Genomic DNA, 20,190 nt, shown 5'->3' on the forward strand with positions numbered 1-20,190 from the left:
CCCTCCTGATATCTGCACACGCTGAATAGTCGGATTTCACAACTCGATTAAGGAAAGCTTTCATGAAAAGACTATTACTACTACTTGCCGCGTCCTTCGGGGGAATTTTCCCCTGCAAAAGTCAAAACGAATCGGCTTTCCGAAAGATTGACGAGGAGGTTTCCAAAAATTCCAAAGTATACGAATCGCTTCAGAACGCGGTTAAGACCGTCGGGCACCGGCTGACCGGCAGCGCCAACGGCAGCCATGCCGAAGAGTATGCATTCAACCTTTTTAAGTCCTTCGGGTTCAAAGATGTCAGGTACCAGGCTTTTGAAGTCGAAGCGTGGTCGAGAGATACGGTAAGTCTGAGCATCGCGCCCCGGGCAAGCGATAACTACCGGGAAGTCCCTGTGACAGCGCTGGCCTTTTCGCCCGTATCTGCCCAGGTGAAAGGTGAAATTGTGGACGCAGGGAATGGGCTGGCGGAAGATTTTGAAGCATTAAAAGACAAGATTTCCGGTAAAGTAGCCCTGGTTAACCTTCATTTGGCCGGAGCGCCGGGCAAGACCAACATTCACCGTTCGGAAAAAACTGCACTGGCCATCCGGTACGGTGCAATGGCAATTATTTTCATCAACAGCGCTCCCGGAGAAACGCTGCTTACCGGGACCGCCTCTATATCAGGAGCGCTGATCTCAATTCCGGCAGTCTGCATTTCCAGCCATAGCGGGAAGGAACTGCGGGCCTGGGCGGAAACAGAAAAGCCGCTGGTTGCAGAGATTGACATGCAGAACACTTCCCGAAAAACACAGGCGCGCAATGTAATTGCCACACTGAAAGGGAAATCCAAAGAGAAAATCGTTATTGGTGGCCACCTTGATTCTTGGGACCTGGCCACCGGGGCCATCGATAATGGAATCGGGTCGTTTTCCGTTCTCGACATCGCCCGAACTTTCCAGAAATTAAAAATCAAGCCGGAAAAGACCATCGAGTTCGTCCTGTTCATGGGCGAAGAACAAGGGCTTCTCGGCTCAAGACACTATGTCAGAGAAGCCATACGCCGCAACCAGCTACAGGAAATCGGTTACATGATCAACCTGGATATGACCAACAACGCCAACGGAACCATCTCTTACGGACGCCCGGAAACGGAGTCGTTTTTTAAGAATATCGGCGAGCAGGCAGCCAGGTTTGACACCACCTATAAAAACACGATCAACAACAGTGCCGGGCTCCATTCCGATCATCAGCCCTTTATGCTGAATGGCATCCCGGTTTTGGCTTTCGCGGGATCTTTGCCGCCCAAAGTGAGTTACTGTTACCACGCAGACTGCGACAACTTTGACCTGGTAAACCGCACGGAGGTGGAAAAAACAGTTCGGATCGTATCGATGTATCTCTACGCCCTGGCGTCGAGCAGACAGCTTCCCGCACAGCGGCTATCGTCAACCGAAGTCCGCGACCTTATGATCCAACAGCATCTCAAGGAACCACTGATACTCGGAAACGACTGGCAGTGGGACCAGTAACTTCTTTCCGGTCAGATTTAACCAGAAGCTTATTTCAAGGTGCTTACATTTCCGAACGCCAAGATCAACATAGGATTGAATATCCTCCGGAAGCGGCCCGACGGCTACCATGATCTGGCGTCCTGCTTTTATCCTATCGGGTTATCAGACGCGCTCGAGGCAATTCCTGCTCAGAAAGCCGCTTTTAAAACCGTTGGACAGGGCATTCGTGAAAGCGAAGTAAACCTGGTATCAAAAGCCATTAACCTTCTGGCGAAAGATCACCGCGTGCCACCCTTGTCGGTTTTTTTATTGAAGGGAATCCCGATTGGCGCCGGGCTGGGCGGCGGGTCTGCAGACGCCGCATTCATGATCGGGATGCTGAATGACATGCTGAATCTTCGCCTGTCTGCTGATCAGCAAGAAGACTATGCACGCCAGCTGGGAAGTGACTGCGCCTTTTTTGTGCGGAACGTACCCATGTATTGCTACGAAAAAGGGGACCGCTTTGAAGAGATCGGCCTTTCGTTAAAAGGCCTGCAGCTCTTCCTGGTCAACCCGGGCATTCACGTTTCTACACCGGCAGCTTACGCCGGCGTAACGCCGGCCATCCCTCCCCTCGACCTTCGTGAAGCGTTGGCCGGGCCAATATCCGGCTGGAAGGACAACGTAGTCAATGACTTCGAAAAATCGGTATTCCAGGCCCACCCCGAACTTGCGATAATAAAAAACCGACTATATGACGCCGGCGCTCTTTATGCGAGCATGAGCGGATCGGGATCGTCGGTTTACGGGATTTTCCAGAATCTTGAAACGATGCGCAATAAATTCAAAAACTGTTTCGTTTGGCAAGGAGAATTAAATTAATTTTGATCAGCAATTGTTTCTTAGCAGCGTAAAGTGCCAGCCAATTCTTCAACCCAATTAAAGGATGGATTACATGCCCGTAAGCGGGAGCCCTATCAGTTTATGATGTGGCTCGGGCTTGCCGGGAGCTCGCTTCTTTTCCTTTCGCTGGTCATTATATCTTTTTTCAGAAAGGAATCTATCGGCTGGGAAGAGCTCTCTATGCCGGGGGCATTCTGGCTCAGCTCTCTTCTGATTTTTTCCAGTAGCGTCACGCTTTTTGAAGCGGTACTGGCCTTCAAAACAGAACGTTTCAAGCACTACCGGGTTTGCCTGGCGCTCACTTTTGTATTGGGAGTTATTTTCATTACCACCCAGGCCATTGGCTGGCTTGAGCTTTTCGAGCTTGCAGACGCTGTTTCAGACCGTTCGTCGCTGTCGTTTATTTACCTTATAACCGGGCTTCATTTTCTTCATATTCTCGGCGGGCTTGCTTTCCTGGGCATCTTGCTCACAGAAGCTATCAGGAACAATTCTTATATAGATGCCTTCGTCTACAGTGTAAACGGGCCTAACCTGATCCGCATCAGGCTTCTCAGTATCTACTGGCACTTTATCGGCGCCCTCTGGCTGGTGCTTTTTTTCGTAATGCTTTTTTTGCTTTTGCCGTCACATTAGGGGTGAGGGGTGAGATATGAGGTATGAGGGTGAATTGTAAGTATGAGGGGCGCAATATCGGCTCAAACTCACATCAACCTGAGTGCAGGCTCAAACCCCAAACCTCACGGCTCATACCTGCTTAAAAAACCGGACATTGCGTTCCGCTTCGGGAGCGTTTTCCTTTTGTCCGCGGCATTCGTACTGACCTTTTCTTTACGTTGGTCTGCTTTTCTTTCGGGCTATACGGGAGGAATGAAAAATCAAATTCCGGGATAAGGTAGTCGTCCGTGAATGCAACACGGGGCAATTCTGCCTGATGACGCCCTTTGAACAGGATCCGCTCATACAGGTAATCGTACAGGTAGATGGTTACGTAGCCATCCAGGCTGTACTTCAGGCTTATTTCCGAATAGGGGCCGTCATCACGGGCCGAGGCTACAAATTTCGCCGTTTCTTTCGATCGGCCGTTCGCCAGGAGGTTCATGTTGTATTGAAATGCTCTATGCGTAGAGTCAATCTGAAGCGCAACGCCCATATAATATTTGGCGTCTTTCAGCCGCTCCAAACCCGCCAGGAGCACCGCTGTGTTGTTGAGCGCACTTTTGTCCTGATACGATTGATAACTGTCGCGGGCATCCTCGTATTGTTGCCAGTACCGCAGCACATTACCTTTATTCACGTTGTAGAACTTCTTTTCCGGCGCAGATGCCATAGCAGCCTCGAAATCGTTTTGCGCCCTGGTGTAACTCTTGTTTGCCACTGCGGCCTCTTCCCGTTGACTCGCACGGTTACCAAGATAGGCACTTACAATACCGCGGTTGTTAAGCAAAAACGATTTTCCGGGGTTGGTCTTCACCAAACTATCGAAAAGCGCTTTCGATTCCGGCAGCAGGTCCCTTTCCAGCAAAGTGATCCCTCTCCCGTTTTGGGCGTTCAGACTGTTAGGATTAAGCTCGGAGGCAGTTTTAAATACCGAAAAGGCCTTGTCATACATATCAAAATGCATCAGCAAATTTCCATAGTTGGTCCAAAGCCGGTCATTTTTCTTTTCATAAGCCAGTGCCGCAAGCAAATGTTTACCGGCTTCCGGGTACTTTCGCCGGTCAATGGCGATCATCCCCAATCCGGCATGCGCTTCAAACCAGGACGGATCAATCTTGATGGCCTGTTGAAAATCCCGGGCCGCTTTTTCAGGCTGGCCGGTGTTGTAGTAAGAATAACCGCGACACACCAGCAAATCGGCCCGGATGGCTGCCGGCATATCCGCTTCGCCAACCAAGGCTTCAAAACCCCGAAGCGCCCCATCATAATCGCCTACCCCGTATAACGATATCGCTCTGCCACGTAACGCAGACCGGTTGGTCGAATCCCTGGACAAAACCAGCTCCCAAAGTTTCCTTGCCTGGGCATACCTGTTTTCGACTAACGCGATGTTTCCCAAACCGCATATCCCCCCGATCCTGGTGGAAGTATGCGTAGCCGCCCTTTCATAATAGTTTCTGGCCGTTTCATATTCACCAAGGCTATACATCGAGTTCGCAATACCCAGGCTGGCTTCGGCCCGGTAATGCTGGTCTCCTGATTTCAGGTAAGCATCAAACAAGGCTTTTGCCTGTTCATATTGCCCGAGAACCATATACGCATTTGCCATCCTGACAGTTCCGCCGGGCATTTTTCTTCCGAAAGCTTCAAAATCTGCAGCGGCCTGCGCTGTAAGTCCGAGTTCCATCAGCAAATCGGCACGCCTGATCCTGTACCAGGCGCTCTCACTTTGCCCGGCAGCGCGGTCAAGGTACGTCCTGGCTTTTTCTTTCTCGCCTGCCCGCTCCAGCAGGATCGCAGCGTTATAAGCACCCTTCGCCTGACTGCCGCCGTACCGGCGTGCCAACGCCAGCCCATCCGCCGGTTCAGGCAGTTTCCCCAAGGCAACCAGTGCATTTAAAGATGCGTTTTCCTGAGCGCTTTTTTGAAGCAGGCCTGCCGCCCGGCGGTAGTCTCCCTGCCCCAGAAGGCTCAATCCTTTGTGATATTCGAGTAGAGGTACGGGGTCTCTAACCATTGAAAGCTGATGGAAAGCCTTACCATATTGCCTGCCCAGGAACAGTAGCACAGCCTCGTTGTTGGCCTTTGCTACGGAGTCGCCTTCGTCAAAATAAGCCCTGTGGTAGGCCGAATATGCCTTTCTCAGCTTGTGAAGCTTTCGGAGGTAAGCCCTTGACTTAAGTTTTGAGAGGTCGTTTTGTTCAAAAGCCTGATTCAAACCCTGCTGCGCTTCGGCCAGTAGCTCCTCACATTTCCGGAAAGACTGCGCAGAGACAATTCCCGAAAAAAGGAAGACAAAACAGGCCGAAAAAAAACCGGGGTGTCGCATTGGCTTCGGGCAACTACAACAGAGATTGACAAGCGCCGGAATCGCATACAGCATACCGGGGCGGATAACCAAAGTTAGTGAACTTCGAACGATTATCCGGTTTTGCCGGGCAAAAGTTATATTTCGGCAAGGATCGGAAAGTACAGCCTTAAAATTCTTTCTGCATCGTTTCAGCAATCTTTCACAAGGGCTCATTTAGCCCGTAATTCTTATATTTGCATATTCAGGGAATTTACGGCCCGGCAAGCGGTGAAATCCCGAAAACCAATCAACCTGGCCCACAGCGGCTCAAATCTATTTTATGCAGATGAAGAATATTACAACCAGACTCAGCCTGTTGACCCTGTTTATCGCGGGTTTGCTTTCTTTCAGTTTCGCGGCGGCACCCAAGCCTCCCATAGAAGGCAGATGGGACATTACCGTGGATGTGAAAGGCACTCCGCTACCCTCGTGGCTGGAAGTACGTCATTCGGGATATAATACATTGGTAGGGCAGTTCGTAGGTACGTCCGGAAGCGCTCGTCCGGTTTCACAGATACATTTTAAAGACGGGAGCTTCAATTTTTCTATACCGACCCAATGGGAAAAGGGCAACTCCGAAATCAAAGTTTCAGGGAAAGTGAATGGTGACAAAATCTCCGGGACCCTGGTTTCGGCTGAGGGTGAGACCTTTCAATGGACCGGTCAGCGGGCGCCGAAACTCAGGAAGTCGGGCGAGCCGAATTGGGGGCAACCTATACCGTTGATAAAGGCTAACTCGTTTGCCGGCTGGAAAGCATTGGGCAAGAATAACAACTGGGTTGTAAAAGACGGTGTGCTGAGCAACCCTAAATCCGGCGCCAATATAGCGACAGAGGCCACATTCGAAGATTTCAAGCTGCACGTGGAATTCAGGATCCCTAAAGGCAGCAACAGCGGCGTGTACCTTCGCGGGCGTTATGAGATCCAGGTGACCGATAGTCACGGAATGGAGCCAGAATACGATCAGCTGGGCGCTATTTACGGTTTCCTTACACCGATTACCCTTCCGGCCAAACCTGCCGGCGAATGGCAGTCCCTTGATATCACCCTCGTGGGCAGACTGGTAACGGTCGCTTTAAACGGCGTGACCATTATTCATCCTCAGGAAATTCCGGGTGTTACCGGGGGAGCACTCGACAGCAATGAAGGCGCGCCGGGTCCGCTTATGATCCAGGGCGACCACGGCGCGGTAGACTACCGAAACATTACCATTACGCCAGCGAGGTAATTCAGTTGCCAGGTGCGCCGCCTTCCTGAAACGATTTTGTAAAAAAGTTACAGAAGGATTTACCCGTTTGGCCTTATTTGATCAAGGCTTTGCGTTTTCAGATCGTTACCCTCATCATTTTCCTGTCCGTCGGAAGTATCACGCTCTCCGTCGGACAGGAAGTGTTATGGGGGCACCGGCTGCTCGGGTTTTCTTCGGAATACCGGCCGGGCCAGTACGGTCAGCAATACCGTGCCGTTCAGCTTCTCGGGCCGCCTGATAAGCTCCCCTCTTCCGGGAACAGCCCCTGCGCCTGGAGCCCTGCCACTGCCGACGGCAATGCCGAAGAATGGGTAAAAGTTGCGTTTTCCAAAGCAATCCATCCCAAACAGGTAGTTATTGCCGAAAATTATAACCCCGGCGCACTGGTGCGCGTGCTGTTATATGATGTAACCGGGAAAGAATACCCGGTCGGGGAAGCCGCCCGGTTTGAGCGGGGGCACCAGGCGGCGAGATTGCTCAGGCTTTTTCCGAAAATCCCGGATAACGTTCGCATCAATGCCCTCAAAATTGTACTCAATCCATCGCGCATCCTCGGATTTAACCAGATAGACGCTGTCGGCTTGTCTGATTCCGAGGACCCTGTAAAAATTGAAGTCGACCTTGCGCCCGACTATCCGGCCAGTCTCAGCAAATCACCGCTTTCGAAAGCCATTAATTCCGAAAGCAGGGAAATTGCCCCGGTAATTGCCGCCGACGGCCAGACTCTGTACTTTACACGGGAGCACCCCGACAATATCGGCAGCCCGACCAAACAGGATGTCTGGTTTTCGGTCCTTCGCTCCAACGGACAATGGGAAAATGCAAAAAACATAGGACCGCCTATCAACAACGGTGGCGATAACGCCGTACTGGGTGTTTCGGCAAACGGGAAGACGCTCTACCTGCTGAACGCCTACCGTCCCGACGGAAGCATGATAGAAGGCTTTTCGAAATCTCAATGGACCAAAAACGGTTGGTCTTTCCCCGCCTCGTTTCAAGTCGAGGACCATTACAACGACATCCGGCCTAAAAATACCGAGATGGCAGTCTCCCCGGATGAAAATGTGCTGATCTTATCGGTACAACGGCGTGACACCGAAGGTCATAAAGACCTGTACGTGAGTTTCAAGAAAAGTGCTGACAGTTGGAGCGCTCCTGTCAATCTCGGCAAGACCATCAATACGGCCGACTATGAAGGCGCTCCGTTTCTCGCCGCAGACAACAAGACCCTTTACTTTACTTCTTCCGGTCATCGCGGCTTTGGCGGAGGTGATATCTTCGTAACCCGTCGGCTGGACCATACCTGGACCAATTGGTCGAAACCTCAAAATCTGGGCCCCGCGATCAATTCATCCGGCTGGGACAGCTTTTTTACAATTCCTGCTTCAGGCCGGTATGCCTATATGAGCTCGTATAATGCGGCCAGTCAGTCAGATGACCTTTACCGTATTGAGCTTTACCCTTCGGTTCAACCCCTCCAGCTCCTGGCGCTTTCAGGCAAAATCACCGACAGGGAAACCGGAAAACCGATCTCCGGGACAGTATGGACCAACGGAAAAGAACCGGACCGTACGGGAGCTGGATTTGAAAATGGCGAATACGGGCTCCTCGTTCCTTTTGACAGTGTTTTAACGCTATACGCAAAAAGCCCCGGATATTTTGCTTTTGAGGAGCCCTTGCTCACCGGGAAGTCCACAACACACCTGTCAAAAAATATCGAATTGACCCCGATCCGGAGCGGACAGCGCCTCCCGCTGGACCAGGTCCGTTTTAAGCAGAGCAGCGCTGAACTTGACTCGGGTTCGGTGGAGCAGCTCGGCAAATTACTGCTGGTAATGCAGGAATACCCGACTATGGAAATCCTGTTGGAAGGTCATACCGACAACCAGGGCGACGCAGAAAAAAACCTGTTGCTTTCCGAAGAACGGGTGAAGGCCGTCAAACAATTTTTGCTATCGGGCGGAGTAGCAGCAAGCCGGATCAACCTGAAAGCCTGGGGCGCCACAAGGCCCGTAACCCACAATCTGACCGAAGAAGGCAGACGACAAAACCGTCGGGTTGAACTTACCATTCTTAAGCTTTAGTAGGGATAAATTACTAGATTTGGTACTTTGTTCATGCGATTCAAAAAACAAATGCGCACATCTTTTTCATCTTCCCGGTCGCTTTTTCTCCTGATCGGTATTATGTTGCTCGGAACCTTCCTGAGGTTTTATCGCCTCGATACGTTCAGTATTTTTTTCGATGAAAAAAGCAGCATGGTCGTCAGCCAGGGAATTGTCCTGGAAGGGGCCAACCAAAAAGATGTTTTCAGCAAACCTTCGTTTACTCCGGCAGATTTCTGGAAACCCAAATCGCTGGCGGACTATTACGAGGCTATGACCCGGAGTGACATCGGCAACAGCCCGTTTTACTACCTGGCACTTCACCTGTGGATGGATGTCTTCGGCCTTTCGGACTTTTCGGCACGGTCGCTTTCAGCGGTATTCAGCGTGTTGATTATTCTTTTGACCTATCATTTTGCCAGGAAATACTTTTCCGAAAAGACCGCGTTAATTGCTGCGTTTATTGTAGCAATTGAACCGTTTTTTATCGCTTACAGTCACCAGGCACGGAATTACTCCCTCACATTTTATCTCACGCTGCTAAGCACTTACTATTTGCTGCGGATCGTGGAAAATGAAAACCAGGGAAAAAGAAGTTATGGCGACTATGCCGGCTATATTGCCGCGTCTTTTCTTTGTCCGCTTACCCATTTCCTGACCGTATCTGTATTTCTCGGACATGGCTTGTACGCGCTTTTCTTCCTGAAAGCAAAATCCTGGCTGCGCCTGGCGCTGGCAGGGCTTATCGCCATTTCAGGCCTTGCCTGGTGGCTCACGCTGGGCGGAGGGCAGTGGACCCTGCATACGCTGGACTACCAGGCGAAAGAATACAAAAGAGTAGCAGAAACCATGCCGTACAACAATCCATACGGCACCGTCTTGCCGGCCACTCCTGCCAACGTCGCTGCGAAATCAATCCCGATTTTCAGCGATCTGCTGATTTTCACCAATGGCCTCAGTGAGGCCCTGGTTGGAAAAAAGAACCTCATTGTGGCTTTTCTCGCCGGTCTGGTACTCATTTTCCTCTACCATAGCCGGGTAATGCACACGCTATCGCTCCGGCTGCGGAGCCTTATCCTGGCGGCCGTCGCGTTTGCCCCCATCCTATTTTACTCCCGGAATAAACTTCAGTTTGTCGTCTTTTCCGTGGCGATGCTGATCATCACCCTGTTCCCGGCAGTTCACAAACGGGCCGGGCAACAAGAGAAAAAACGTCTCTGGCTGCTGTATATCATGGCGTTGGTACCTACCTTTTTCCTCATTGCATTTGCATTCAAAAGCGGCCATACTTTTGGCCTTACCCAACGCTACTCCGGCTTTTCGTTTCCCTATGTGATTATTTTCCTGGCTTTGCTCGCCCAATATATTTACACCCTGAAAGCCGACTTCAAATCGTTGATTGCAGTAGTAATGCTTGTGCAGCTGGGTTTTGTTACCTTAAGACTCCGGGAATTTTTCCAGGACCGTTCGCTCAAATACGGGTATTTCAGTGAACCGCGCCCACGAAACCCCTACTACCTGGCCGCCCAGAAAATTAAAAATCATTATCAACCGGGAGACACCGTATTTTACGGGGCCCCGCGTATCCAGCCTTTCAATGAAATGGGTAGAACTTTTTTCTCTCATTCCGTGCAGGATGCACAGCTTACCAATCTTTACCTGCCGAAAGATGCCGCCTTTATACAAGTTCTGGACACAATCAGGACCAATAAAATTATTTTGCGGCAAAAAGGGAAGGATATTGAACTTGCCGACCTGACGAATCTGAGATTTTAAAGCGGATACGCGTGAAAAAACTAACGATAGGGCTTCTCGAATGCGATCATGTGCGCGCGGAACTCCGGCCGGTACACGGCGACTACAGGGATATGTTTCCGAAACTGTTTGGCCCTGATCTGATCAGCTTCAGATTTTATGACGTGATCAATGACCGGTTCCCCGAAAACCCCTCCGAATGCGACGGTTATATCTGTACCGGCTCCTCGTTTTCAGTTTATGACGATGTTCCCTGGATTCACAGGCTCTCCGCTTTCGTTAGAACATTGAGAGAAGATAAAATCCCATATGTAGGTGTCTGTTTCGGTCACCAGATGCTTGGTTTTGCATTGGGCGGGATAGTCCACAGGGCGGACGCGGGTTGGTGTGTGGGTGTTCATACGTTTACCGTGTTGTCCCGGGAATCCTGGATGCAGCCCGAAAAAGGCACTGTCAGCTTGCTGATGATGTGCCAGGACCAGGTGATATCGCTTCCGGAAGGCGGCGTTCGCCTGGCTTCGGCACCTGGTTGCCCCAATGCAATGATCGGTGTGGGCGAGACGATGATAGGCATCCAGGCCCACCCGGAATTCACGCGCGAATACGACCAGGCGCTAATGGAGATCAGGGAGGAGCGAATAGGCTCGGAGAAGGTAAAAGCGGCCATAGAAAGCCTTCGTCAGACAACCGATGAAAGTGCCGCAGCGCGTTGGATTGTCAATTTTTTCAGTAATTTGCAGCAAAGGAATCAGATATGTCACCAATAGAGGAAGCGCACAGAATCCTGACGCCCGTTCAGATCGGACAGAAGATCAGAAGGATGGCGTACGAGATATACGAGCGGAATTTTACCGAAACGGAAATTGTCATTGCCGGTATCGTGGGAGAAGGGTATGAATTCGCCAAACGTTTGTCTGCCGAGCTCAACCGGATTTCCCCTCTGGGGGTGAAACTGATTGAGCTTCGCTTCGATATTCATGCGCCCAAACAAAGCTATATTGAGTTCGGCGATGACGACGAAGTCGTTTTGGAGGACCATGTGGTGGTGGTGGCCGATGTAGTTCTGAACACTGCCCGTACCATGACTTTTTCGTTGCAGCCCTTTTTACAGAAAGGAGTCAGAAAGCTCCAGGTGGCGGTCGTAGTCGACCGGAGCCACAGGCTGTACCCGGTATCGGCAGATTATGTAGGATATTCGCTGAGCACTACCATCAACGAACATATCCAGGTAATTCTGAGTGATCCCGGTAAAGAAGGGGCTTATCTTTTGTAACCTGGTAGTTTTTCCGACCCATGAAGTCAGTTGACCCGGCTAAGACAGAATCCCGCGCATTCTACCGCTACATGGTCAACTCGGTTGCACCGCGGCCGATCGCCCTGGTGAGTACAATTGACAACGAGAGCCGGGTAAACCTGAGTCCCTTTAGTTTTTTTAACTACATGGGGATCGATCCGCCCATACTGGCCTTCGCCCCTAACCGGAGAAGCGGAGATAGCAGCGAAAAAGACACCATACTCAACCTGAAGGAAATACCCGAAGCAGTGGTGAACCTGGTAGACGCGGACATGGTGCAACAGGTTTCGCTCGCCTCATCCGTCTACGACCGCGGCGTCAATGAGTTTCAAAAAGCAGGATTTACTGCGTTACCCGCCAGTTTGGTGCGACCACCCAGGGTCGCCGAATCGCTCATTCAACTCGAATGCAGAACACTTGAAATTATCGAGAAAGGTACGATGTCACTGGTAGTTGCGGAGGTAGTGATGGCGCATTTTTCGGAAAAAATCCTGGACAGCAAAGGCCAGATAGACCCTTTAAAAACCAGTTGGGTGGGGCGATCGGGAGGAAACTGGTATAATTTAAGTGACAAAAATACGCTATTTGAAGTACCCAGGCCCGTGTTGGGGATTGGAATAGACGCCCTGCCTTTATCGGTACAACGTTCGGCCATTCTGACCGGCAATGACCTGGGAATGTTGGGAAGTTTACAGTTGTATCCTGCGGCAGATGCTGTAAAACAATACCGTTTCGACCCCATTGTTCAGGAGCTCCGGAATCAGACCAACGGCGTATGTGAAAACTTCAACGAACTTCTTCATATCCGCGTGAAAGAACTACTCGCTGCCGGAAATGTGGAAGAAGCCCTGTTGGCAGCCTTGCAGTCGCATTGACGGTTGAACAACCGCCCCTCATAAAGTCCGCTGCCGAACATCCTTTTTCCCGATATTCTTGCTATTTTTATGAATCAATCATGTTGTTTCACTTAACCGGGATAAAGACCATGAGCCTTAATTCAAAGCATTTGGCAACATTCATTATAGGAGCCGCTGCAGGCGTTGCCCTACATAAATACCTGCAAACCGAGGACGGAGAAAAACTGCTCGAAGACCTGAAAACAAAGGCCGGGGAGCTGAAAGGTGAGGCCGAAGAAGCACTGGACAAAGCCCCCGAGTATTTTGAGGAGTTGAAAACCAAAGGAGCTGAAACTCTGAAAACCAATTTCCCCGATGCCGACAAGTTCCTTCGGGACCTTTTGAACAACATTTCCGGCAAAAAAGACGGACCGACCCCAGCATAGGCTTCGTATTTCCAAACGTTTTCTCGTCTTTTAGCCTGTCCGAATTCGCTTTTTGTTGATGTTAAACAATCGACTGCTTCAAACTCTGCTGCTCATTTTATGCAGCGGGTTGATTTTGTACCTGGCTAGTAGCGTCCTGGTACCTCTTAGTTTCGGACTCTTTATTGCAATGCTGCTCTACCCGGTCTGCGCATGGCTTGAGCGGAAAAAAATGGGGCGGGCCTTCGCCATTCTCCTGAGTTTGCTCACGCTGATGGTGCCGATCGGCTTCCTGATTACACTACTTGTGTTGCAGGTCATCAGCCTGCGCGAATATTTCCCGGATCTGCAGCTGAAGTTACTGGAGTTGGCCAATGACATCATGGCCTACAGCGAGAACACATTCGGAATAGAAAAAGGGAAATGGCGTATCTGGGCCCTTCAGGGTGTGGAAAGTTCCATCCAGTCGATTTTCCAGTTTGTTAGAAATACCATCAAAGCTTCCTTGTCCGGTACTGTCCTTCTCATTATCATCCCCGTTTACAGCTTCCTGATTCTTTACAGCAGGGAGCGGCTCGTGCACGTGGTTGAGCTGCTGGTACCCAAAGACCTCAAAGGCCGGTTGAAAGGAATTCTTCACGAAGCAGTGAGTTCCTATGCCCAATTTATCAAAGGGATGGCCACGGTTTACCTGATCGTCGGCATTCTGAACAGCGTCGGCCTGCTGATCCTTGGGATTCCCAATGCCCTCTTTTTCGGCTTTGTAGCATCCATCCTGACATTTATTCCCTACATCGGCATTATGATCGGCGCATTGCTTCCGATCGTCGTTTCATGGACGCTTTACGATTCCATCTACTACCCTATCGGCGTTGTGGCCATTTACGCCTTCGTGCAATATCTTGAAGCTAACCTGATATTTCCCTGGGCCGTTAGCAAAAGAATCAACCTGAGCACTTTAAGCACACTGATCGCCATTTTTGCCGGCGGCCTTATCTGGGGCGCTTCCGGCATGATATTGTTTGTACCTTATATGGCCATTGCCCGCATCATTGCTGATCAGATAAAAGGCGGGGAAGCCGTGGCACTGCTGCTTGGCGACGACCCCGTACCGGTTGCAAAATCAGATCACTGAACATTACTCAATCTGGACGGCAGTACCGTTAGCACTCACCATTAGCATAGATCCGTTTGCGCCGATGGTTTCGTAGTCAAGATCCACCCCTATGATGGCGTTGGCTCCGAGGCGTTGCGCCTGTTCTACCATTTCCTTGACGGCAATACTTTTCGCTTCCCGAAGGCCTTGCTCGTATGCTCCGGCCCGACCGCCTACGACATCACGGATCCCGGCAAAAAAGTCTTTTACAATATTGGCGCCGATTATGGCTTCGCCATTCACCAAACCGACATAACTGACAATTTTTTTCCCCTCGACGTTGGGTGTTGTGGTAACTAACATAGGTTGAAGTATTAAATATTTCAAATGTTCTTACGAAGATACCCGAAGCTAAAATAGTTTTGGTATCATTTGTGCCCAACGGAAAAATAACTTTACAGGCCCCCTGTTTTCGCTTAAATACGACGCAAGCCGCCTGTTCGGCCCTGATTAATCTACTCCGGTTTCACTGGCCGCCCGGAAGTCAAGATAGGGAAACAGTTGTGCAGCAATCGCCGGAGGTACCCCGATGATCTTACTGAGATCAGCGGTCGAGGCAAACGGCCCGTGCTGCTCCCGGTACCGGACAATTGCCGACGCCGACTTGCGGTTCCGCCGAAGATACGGGTGTCTTGCCAACTCTTCGAACGTTATGGCATTAATTGCAATTTGCGACGGCGGGCTCAGAATGCGCGCATACTTGTACAGAGAACCCAGCGCTACAGAATCCAGGCCAAAGATTTCCTCAAACTGGCTGGCGCTATGAAAACCGCCCAATGCATTGCGGTAATTCACAATCGTCCTGGCGCGTGCCGAGCCAATACCCTTCAGTTTCTGAAGCAGGACGGTGTCAGCTTTATTGATATCAAAAGGCACCAAAACCGGGGGAATACGTCCTTCCCGCCCCTGTTCCGGCTTCCTGTCCTTGGTACCCGTTATCACGACAAAAGGCGCAACCCTTTTAAACAGACTGTCCGGAAAGCCGTATATACGCTTCAGATCTTCTTTGTTCCGGAAGCTCCCGCCCTTCTCACGATAACTGATAATTCGCCGCACAAGGAAAAAGGGAATGCCAGCTCCGGCCAGCACAGAGTCAGTCGCAACATTTGGGTCAAAAGGGGCCGGAGCACGGACATTGGCAGCCGGACCGCCACGTGGCTCCGCCGGCTGATGGACCGGCTGCCGCTCTCCGATGAAAACCCGGAGCGCACTGTCGAGCCGCAGGCGCTCCCGGTCCGCTTCTTCCGGCGTCTGCCTGTAGAGCTGGTGCTTCAGGAAAGCCGGGAACACCAGCAACAGTCCTGAAAAAACCGTCATACCCACGATTCCCCGGGCTTCCCGGGGCGAAACCGAAAAAAAATCCTGGAGATAACCCAACATACGATGCCACATCCCGATAGCGATTAAAAGCCCCTTCGACGGTTTCAAACTTAGTGACCGCAGCCGCAATTAGCAACCTTGAGCATACCTCACTTTTTGCCCTTTTTCTGAGGTATTTCTCAATGCTGCTTCGTTTCGGGTATAGCAAGCAATAGTGCACAAAAATCATTAGCTTTGCACCTCGTTTGAGGCAAGGTATGGCCTTATTGGAAAGAGATACCATCACTGTTACTTAAGTTTTTAGATTATGTCATCGGCTCCGTCTACTTCTCTGCAGGACATCATTTCGCACGCCAAGGAATATGGGTTTGTTTTCCCTTCATCGGAAATTTACGACGGACTTCAGGCCGTTTACGATTACGGCCAGAATGGCGTTGAACTTAAAAACAGCCTGAAAAGTGTATGGTGGAAGGCAATGACCCAGCTTCATGACAATATTGTCGGCATTGATGCCTCCATTTTCATGCACCCGCTTACCTGGAAAGCTTCCGGTCACGTGGACGGTTTCAACGACCCCATGATCGACAACAAGGACTCTAAAAAAAGATACCGGGCCGACCAGCTGCTTGAAGGAAAAGCGGAGGAATATGCAAACGCCGGTCAGCAGGAGAAAGCTTCAGCGCTGCTTGCAGAAATGGGCCGTTTACTGGGCGCCGAAGATCTCGCCGGGGTTCGGGAGCTCATCATTGCGGAAGGCATCGTCTGCCCCATTTCAAAGACTTCCAACTGGACGGACGTACGGCAATTCAATCTTATGTTCAGCACGCAGGTAGGTTCTGTTGCGGAAGACGCCAGCCTGATTTACCTGAGACCGGAAACGGCACAGGGTATCTTCGTAAACTTCCTGAACGTGCAGAAGAGCGGCCGGATGAAGGTTCCCTTCGGGATTGCGCAGATCGGAAAAGCGTTCCGGAACGAAATCGTAGCCAGGCAGTTCACCTTCCGGATGCGCGAATTTGAGCAAATGGAAATGCAATTCTTCGTTCGCCCCGGGACGGAAATGGATTGGTACGCTTCCTGGAAAGAACAACGGCTCAAGTTTCACAAGGCAATCGGGCTTCCCGCCGAAAGCCTGCAATACCATGACCACGAAAAGCTCGCCCATTACGCGAATGCAGCGGTCGATATCGAATACAAATTCCCGTTTGGCTTCCGGGAAATCGAAGGGATCCATTCGAGAACCGATTTTGACCTGAAAAACCACCAGGAGCTTTCTAAAAAGAAACAGCAGTACTTCGACCCTGAAATCAATCAGAACTATATCCCTTACGTGGTCGAAACATCTGTCGGGGCGGACCGTCTTTTCCTGGCCGTCTTCTGTAATGCTTTCACCAAAGAATCCGATGGCGAAAAGGAAAGGGTATATCTCAAGCTTCACCCGGCGCTTGCACCGGTGAAAGCCGCCGTGCTGCCGCTGGTTAAGAAAGACGGGCTTGCCGAAAAGGCGCAGGAGATTGTCAAATCGCTTAAATCATCTTTCAGAACGGTATACGATGACAATGCCGCTATCGGCAAACGTTATACCCGCCAGGACCTCATCGGCACACCATATTGCATTGCGGTCGACTACCAGACCATGGAAGACGATACGGTAACCATCCGGCACCGTGACACCACGGAACAGGAAAGAGTACCAGTGAGTCTGCTCAAGGAAAAAATCGGCTACGAAGTTTCTCTTGAGAGAATACTGGAATCCATATAAAAAAGATGAGTTTTCCGGCTATTGTAAATGGCCGGAAAACTCATCTTTTGCCCTCCTACCGGCCGAAATCGTCCTGTACTCTTACTATATCCGATTCGTCCGAGGGATTGGCCGCGTCTGTATGCTGCCAGATCTCGGCAACAATTCCGTAACCATCGGTTCCGATCAGCCGGTGCCGCTCACCTTTTTTCAGGCTGATAACCGTCCCCAGCGGCAGCGCCCGCTCCGGAGTTTCTTCGTCGGTATCGCTCACCACGATAGCCGCATCCCCACCGATTACCTTCCATATTTCGGCCCTCCGGTGGTGATATTGCCATGACAAGCGCTTTCCCGGCGCTACAATCAGAATTTTCGGGCTAAGCTTATCAAAGCCTTCGAAATCCTTCATCGACAGGTGCGAAAAAAAAGTATTCACAAACTCAGGCGCCTGGCTTTCCGCCAGCACGAGAAACCCGCCCCACGGACGGTTTTCATCTTTACCGGCTATAGAAAAGCCCAGCTTTGTAATATAGTCTTCTGTCTTCCTGAAAACGTCCGCCTTTTCCGTGGAGGCGCTGAAGTGTTCCATTTGCACTATTTCCGATTAAATTAATGGTTGAATACCGGATAAACCGGCTACAAAATAGACAATTAAACAGCAGGCACAAAGGAAAGGGGGTGGTTCACACGGAACACCCCCTTTTTTATTGCTATACGCTGAAACGACAACCCTTACTTGCGGTCGTTTATCGCTACGAAATCCCGCTGTACAGGCCCGGTATAGATCTGCCTAGGCCGTCCAATAGGCTCCTTGTTTTCACGCATTTCCTGCCATTGGGCAATCCATCCCGGAAGCCGTCCAATGGCAAACATTACTGTAAACATATTGGTTGGGATTCCCAGTGCCCGGTAAATAATCCCGGAATAGAAATCAACATTGGGGTACAGTTTGCGCTTGATGAAGTATTCATCTTCCAGTGCGGCTTTTTCCAGGCGCTTTGCAATGTCCAGAACCGGGTCATTCACACCCAGTTTACCAAGGACATCATCAGCAGCCTTCTTAATAATCTTCGCACGCGGGTCAAAATTCTTATAGACCCTGTGACCAAAGCCGAACAGCCGGAACCCGCTGTTCTTGTCTTTCGCCATATCGATATATTTCTGGGTATCGCCGCCGTCTGCTTTGATATCTTCCAGCATTTCGATCACCTCCTGGTTAGCTCCGCCATGAAGCGGCCCCCACAGTGCCCCTATGCCGGCAGAAATTGACGTATACAGGTTGGCTTGGGAAGATCCCACGAGCCTTACGGTCGATGTCGAACAGTTCTGCTCGTGATCGGCGTGTAGAATCAGCAGTTTATTCAACGCCTTGGACACTGCCGGATCAACTTCATATTTATCAACGGGCAACGCAAACATCATGTGCAGGAAATTAGAGCAATAGTCCAGCGCATTGTTCGGATAGTTGACCGGGTGCCCCTGCGATTTCTTAAATGACCACGTAGCGATTGTCGGTAGCTTGGCAAGCAGCCGGACAATATGCAGGTTGGTAGCATCGGGCTGCTTGGAGTCGTAAGAATCCGGGTAGAAGGCACTCATCGCGCTCACGAGCGATGAAATAACGCCCATTGGGTGAGCATTCACCGGAAACCCTTCGAAGATCTTCCGCATGTCCTCGTTCACCAGCGTATGGGTCCGGATTTCATTTTCGAAATGGGCATACTGCTCGGTCGTCGGAAGTTCTCCGTAGATAAGCAGATAGGCTACTTCCAAAAATGTAGCCTTCTCCGCCAGGTCTTCAATGGAATACCCGCGATACCGGAGAACACCCTTCTCTCCGTCCAGGAAAGTGATGCTGCTTTGCGTCGCACCAGTGTTCTTGTAACCGCTGTCTAGTGTGATGTACCCGGTTAAATCTCTGAGCTTACCAATATCAATCGCCTTCTCTCCTTCCGTGCCTTCGAGGGTGGGGAACTCAAATTTTTTATCGTCGAGGATTATTTCCGCGTTCTGACTTGACATAATATTATTTTGCTATGAAGATTAAAGTATAAAAGAAAGTTTGATGGTTAAGTAATGAATGCAAACTTATGATGAATTTCCTGTCGGTTTCACGCTTCCTTCGTTCCAATAGAAAGAGTCGGGATAAACCCTCGGCCCGAAAATAGCGGTACCCACTCGAATGATGGTGGCACCTTCTTCTATGGCAATTTCAAGGTCCCCGCTCATGCCCATTGACAGTTCCAGGTGTTCGAATCCCAGTTCAAGTGCCTGGTTCCTGATCCCGGCAAGCACCTGGAAACATTTACGAACCCGTTCTGCCTCAGCAGAAAAAAGCCCGATTGTCATCAGTCCTTTCAGGTTCAATGTATCGTACCGCATCACTTCACGGATGAGATCAAGTGCTTTTTCCGGTTCAACTCCAAACTTACTGGGTTCGTAAGAGGTATTGACCTGCACAAAAACATCGGTCTTTCGCTGTTCAAACTGCAGCCTTTGATCCAGTTTTTCCACCAGATCCGTCCTGTCTACCGACTGTATACAGGTAGCCCAGCGTAACACCTCCTTGATTTTATTGGTTTGCAAGTGACCGATAAAATGCCACTCAACGGGCAGATCCTTAATTTTCTCGGCCATGCGGCTGCCGTCCTGCACCCGGTTTTCTCCCAACAGCACCTCCCCTTGCCCGACAGCAAACCGCAAATTTTCTTCGCTGACAGTTTTAGTAGCCAGAAGTAATCTCACCGCATCCTCTGGTCTGCCGCTTTGCAGACAGGCATTTTTCATGCGTTGATGAATCACATCGAGATTATGTACTATATCCTGCATTAAAAAAAAACTATTTCGTGCGCATACGCTCACGAACTATATACTGACATATCCCAAATATAGGAATATATACCCGATCAGAGCGCGTATTT

At 50.5% G+C, this 20,190-nt stretch carries 18 protein-coding genes; 12 read left to right on the forward strand and 6 right to left on the reverse strand.

Translation table 11 applies throughout. The features are described 5' to 3' along the window. The first annotated feature begins 62 nt into the window (after positions 1–62). From ABD852_RS13555 to ABD852_RS13565, 3 genes are read left to right on the forward strand one after another with little or no spacing between them, the layout of a single operon-like run. Complete coding sequence (locus tag ABD852_RS13555) at positions 63–1,511, forward strand: M28 family peptidase (protein WP_345029761.1); 1,449 nt, start codon at positions 63–65, stop codon at positions 1,509–1,511. Between the two features lie 39 nt (positions 1,512–1,550). Continuing rightward, a complete protein-coding gene (gene ispE / locus ABD852_RS13560) occupies positions 1,551–2,357 on the forward strand; it encodes a 4-(cytidine 5'-diphospho)-2-C-methyl-D-erythritol kinase (protein WP_345029762.1) in 807 nt (268 codons plus the stop codon). Positions 2,358–2,390: 33 nt separating this feature from the next. Beyond that, on the forward strand, positions 2,391–3,014 hold the full coding sequence (locus ABD852_RS13565) for a cytochrome c oxidase subunit 3 (protein ID WP_345029764.1): 624 nt from the start codon (positions 2,391–2,393) through the stop codon (positions 3,012–3,014). A gap of 121 nt (positions 3,015–3,135) precedes the next feature. Here the strand turns inward: ABD852_RS13565 and ABD852_RS13570 are convergent, their stop codons facing one another. Next, positions 3,136–5,367, reverse strand: coding sequence for a tetratricopeptide repeat protein (locus ABD852_RS13570; protein WP_345029765.1), 2,232 nt, complete (start codon positions 5,365–5,367; stop codon positions 3,136–3,138). A 307-nt stretch (positions 5,368–5,674) separates the two neighbouring features. On the opposite strand from ABD852_RS13570, the gene ABD852_RS13575 reads away from it, so the two are divergent. The 8 genes from ABD852_RS13575 (at position 5,675) to ABD852_RS13610 (ending at position 14,187) form a co-directional block, all read left to right on the forward strand. Next, positions 5,675–6,616 carry a 3-keto-disaccharide hydrolase gene (locus tag ABD852_RS13575; RefSeq protein ID WP_345029767.1) on the forward strand — a complete coding sequence of 314 codons (942 nt, stop codon included), beginning with the start codon at positions 5,675–5,677 and terminating at the stop codon, positions 6,614–6,616. Positions 6,617–6,693: 77 nt separating this feature from the next. After that, a complete protein-coding gene (locus tag ABD852_RS13580; RefSeq protein WP_345029769.1) occupies positions 6,694–8,721 on the forward strand; it encodes an OmpA family protein in 2,028 nt (675 codons plus the stop codon). Positions 8,722–8,772: 51 nt separating this feature from the next. Next, positions 8,773–10,518, forward strand: a complete 1,746-nt coding sequence (locus ABD852_RS13585) for a glycosyltransferase family 39 protein (RefSeq protein ID WP_345029772.1) — start codon at positions 8,773–8,775, stop codon at positions 10,516–10,518. 11 nt (positions 10,519–10,529) lie between these two features. Then, positions 10,530–11,264, forward strand: a complete 735-nt coding sequence (locus ABD852_RS13590; protein WP_345029774.1) for a glutamine amidotransferase-related protein — start codon at positions 10,530–10,532, stop codon at positions 11,262–11,264. Beyond that, entirely contained in the window at positions 11,252–11,770 is a 519-nt protein-coding gene (locus ABD852_RS13595) for a phosphoribosyltransferase family protein (protein ID WP_345029776.1), read from the forward strand. Before ABD852_RS13590 ends, ABD852_RS13595 begins: the two co-directional genes overlap by 13 nt. 20 nt (positions 11,771–11,790) lie before the next feature. After that, the gene (locus ABD852_RS13600) at positions 11,791–12,666 is read left to right on the forward strand and encodes a flavin reductase family protein (protein WP_345029777.1); all 876 of its coding nucleotides are present in this window, start codon (positions 11,791–11,793) and stop codon (positions 12,664–12,666) included. 110 nt (positions 12,667–12,776) lie between these two features. Beyond that, a complete protein-coding gene (locus tag ABD852_RS13605) occupies positions 12,777–13,073 on the forward strand; it encodes a YtxH domain-containing protein (RefSeq protein ID WP_345029778.1) in 297 nt (98 codons plus the stop codon). Positions 13,074–13,131: 58 nt separating this feature from the next. After that, the gene (locus ABD852_RS13610; protein WP_345029780.1) at positions 13,132–14,187 is read left to right on the forward strand and encodes an AI-2E family transporter; all 1,056 of its coding nucleotides are present in this window, start codon (positions 13,132–13,134) and stop codon (positions 14,185–14,187) included. A 3-nt stretch (positions 14,188–14,190) separates the two neighbouring features. Here ABD852_RS13610 and ABD852_RS13615 read toward each other — a convergent pair whose 3' ends face one another. Continuing rightward, positions 14,191–14,511, reverse strand: coding sequence for a heavy metal-binding domain-containing protein (locus ABD852_RS13615; protein ID WP_345029781.1), 321 nt, complete (start codon positions 14,509–14,511; stop codon positions 14,191–14,193). A gap of 147 nt (positions 14,512–14,658) precedes the next feature. Beyond that, on the reverse strand, positions 14,659–15,600 hold the full coding sequence (locus ABD852_RS13620; RefSeq protein WP_345029782.1) for a ComEA family DNA-binding protein: 942 nt from the start codon (positions 15,598–15,600) through the stop codon (positions 14,659–14,661). Between the two features lie 235 nt (positions 15,601–15,835). Between ABD852_RS13620 and ABD852_RS13625 the strand changes: the two genes are divergently transcribed. Further along, positions 15,836–17,290: a glycine--tRNA ligase gene (locus tag ABD852_RS13625; RefSeq protein WP_345029784.1), complete on the forward strand. Its 1,455-nt coding sequence runs from the start codon at positions 15,836–15,838 to the stop codon at positions 17,288–17,290. Between the two features lie 55 nt (positions 17,291–17,345). On the opposite strand, the gene ABD852_RS13630 is transcribed toward ABD852_RS13625, so the two are convergent. The 3 genes from ABD852_RS13630 to ABD852_RS13640 all read right to left on the reverse strand — a co-directional run bounded on the left by ABD852_RS13630 (position 17,346) and on the right by ABD852_RS13640 (position 20,098). After that, entirely contained in the window at positions 17,346–17,858 is a 513-nt protein-coding gene (locus tag ABD852_RS13630) for a cupin domain-containing protein (RefSeq protein WP_345029785.1), read from the reverse strand. Positions 17,859–18,001: 143 nt separating this feature from the next. Beyond that, positions 18,002–19,291, reverse strand: coding sequence for a citrate synthase (locus ABD852_RS13635; protein WP_345029788.1), 1,290 nt, complete (start codon positions 19,289–19,291; stop codon positions 18,002–18,004). Between the two features lie 66 nt (positions 19,292–19,357). Then, positions 19,358–20,098, reverse strand: coding sequence for a YggS family pyridoxal phosphate-dependent enzyme (locus tag ABD852_RS13640; RefSeq protein WP_345029790.1), 741 nt, complete (start codon positions 20,096–20,098; stop codon positions 19,358–19,360). Positions 20,099–20,190 lie beyond the last annotated feature (92 nt).

This window comes from Ravibacter arvi, assembly GCF_039540405.1.
Taxonomy (GTDB): Bacteria; Bacteroidota; Bacteroidia; order Cytophagales; family Spirosomataceae; genus Ravibacter; species Ravibacter arvi.

Coding starts and splice junctions, on each gene's coding strand:
- ABD852_RS13555 (WP_345029761.1), top strand. CDS start 63: ATGAAAAGACTATTACTACTACTTGCCGCGTCCTTCGGGGGAATTTTC.
- ABD852_RS13570 (WP_345029765.1), bottom strand. CDS start 5,367: ATGCGACACCCCGGTTTTTTTTCGGCCTGTTTTGTCTTCCTTTTTTCG.
- ABD852_RS13575 (WP_345029767.1), top strand. CDS start 5,675: ATGAAGAATATTACAACCAGACTCAGCCTGTTGACCCTGTTTATCGCG.
- ABD852_RS13585 (WP_345029772.1), top strand. CDS start 8,773: ATGCGCACATCTTTTTCATCTTCCCGGTCGCTTTTTCTCCTGATCGGT.
- ABD852_RS13595 (WP_345029776.1), top strand. CDS start 11,252: ATGTCACCAATAGAGGAAGCGCACAGAATCCTGACGCCCGTTCAGATC.
- ABD852_RS13600 (WP_345029777.1), top strand. CDS start 11,791: ATGAAGTCAGTTGACCCGGCTAAGACAGAATCCCGCGCATTCTACCGC.
- ABD852_RS13605 (WP_345029778.1), top strand. CDS start 12,777: ATGAGCCTTAATTCAAAGCATTTGGCAACATTCATTATAGGAGCCGCT.
- ABD852_RS13610 (WP_345029780.1), top strand. CDS start 13,132: ATGTTAAACAATCGACTGCTTCAAACTCTGCTGCTCATTTTATGCAGC.
- ABD852_RS13615 (WP_345029781.1), bottom strand. CDS start 14,511: ATGTTAGTTACCACAACACCCAACGTCGAGGGGAAAAAAATTGTCAGT.
- ABD852_RS13620 (WP_345029782.1), bottom strand. CDS start 15,600: ATGTGGCATCGTATGTTGGGTTATCTCCAGGATTTTTTTTCGGTTTCG.
- ABD852_RS13625 (WP_345029784.1), top strand. CDS start 15,836: ATGTCATCGGCTCCGTCTACTTCTCTGCAGGACATCATTTCGCACGCC.
- ABD852_RS13630 (WP_345029785.1), bottom strand. CDS start 17,858: ATGGAACACTTCAGCGCCTCCACGGAAAAGGCGGACGTTTTCAGGAAG.
- ABD852_RS13635 (WP_345029788.1), bottom strand. CDS start 19,291: ATGTCAAGTCAGAACGCGGAAATAATCCTCGACGATAAAAAATTTGAG.
- ABD852_RS13640 (WP_345029790.1), bottom strand. CDS start 20,098: ATGCAGGATATAGTACATAATCTCGATGTGATTCATCAACGCATGAAA.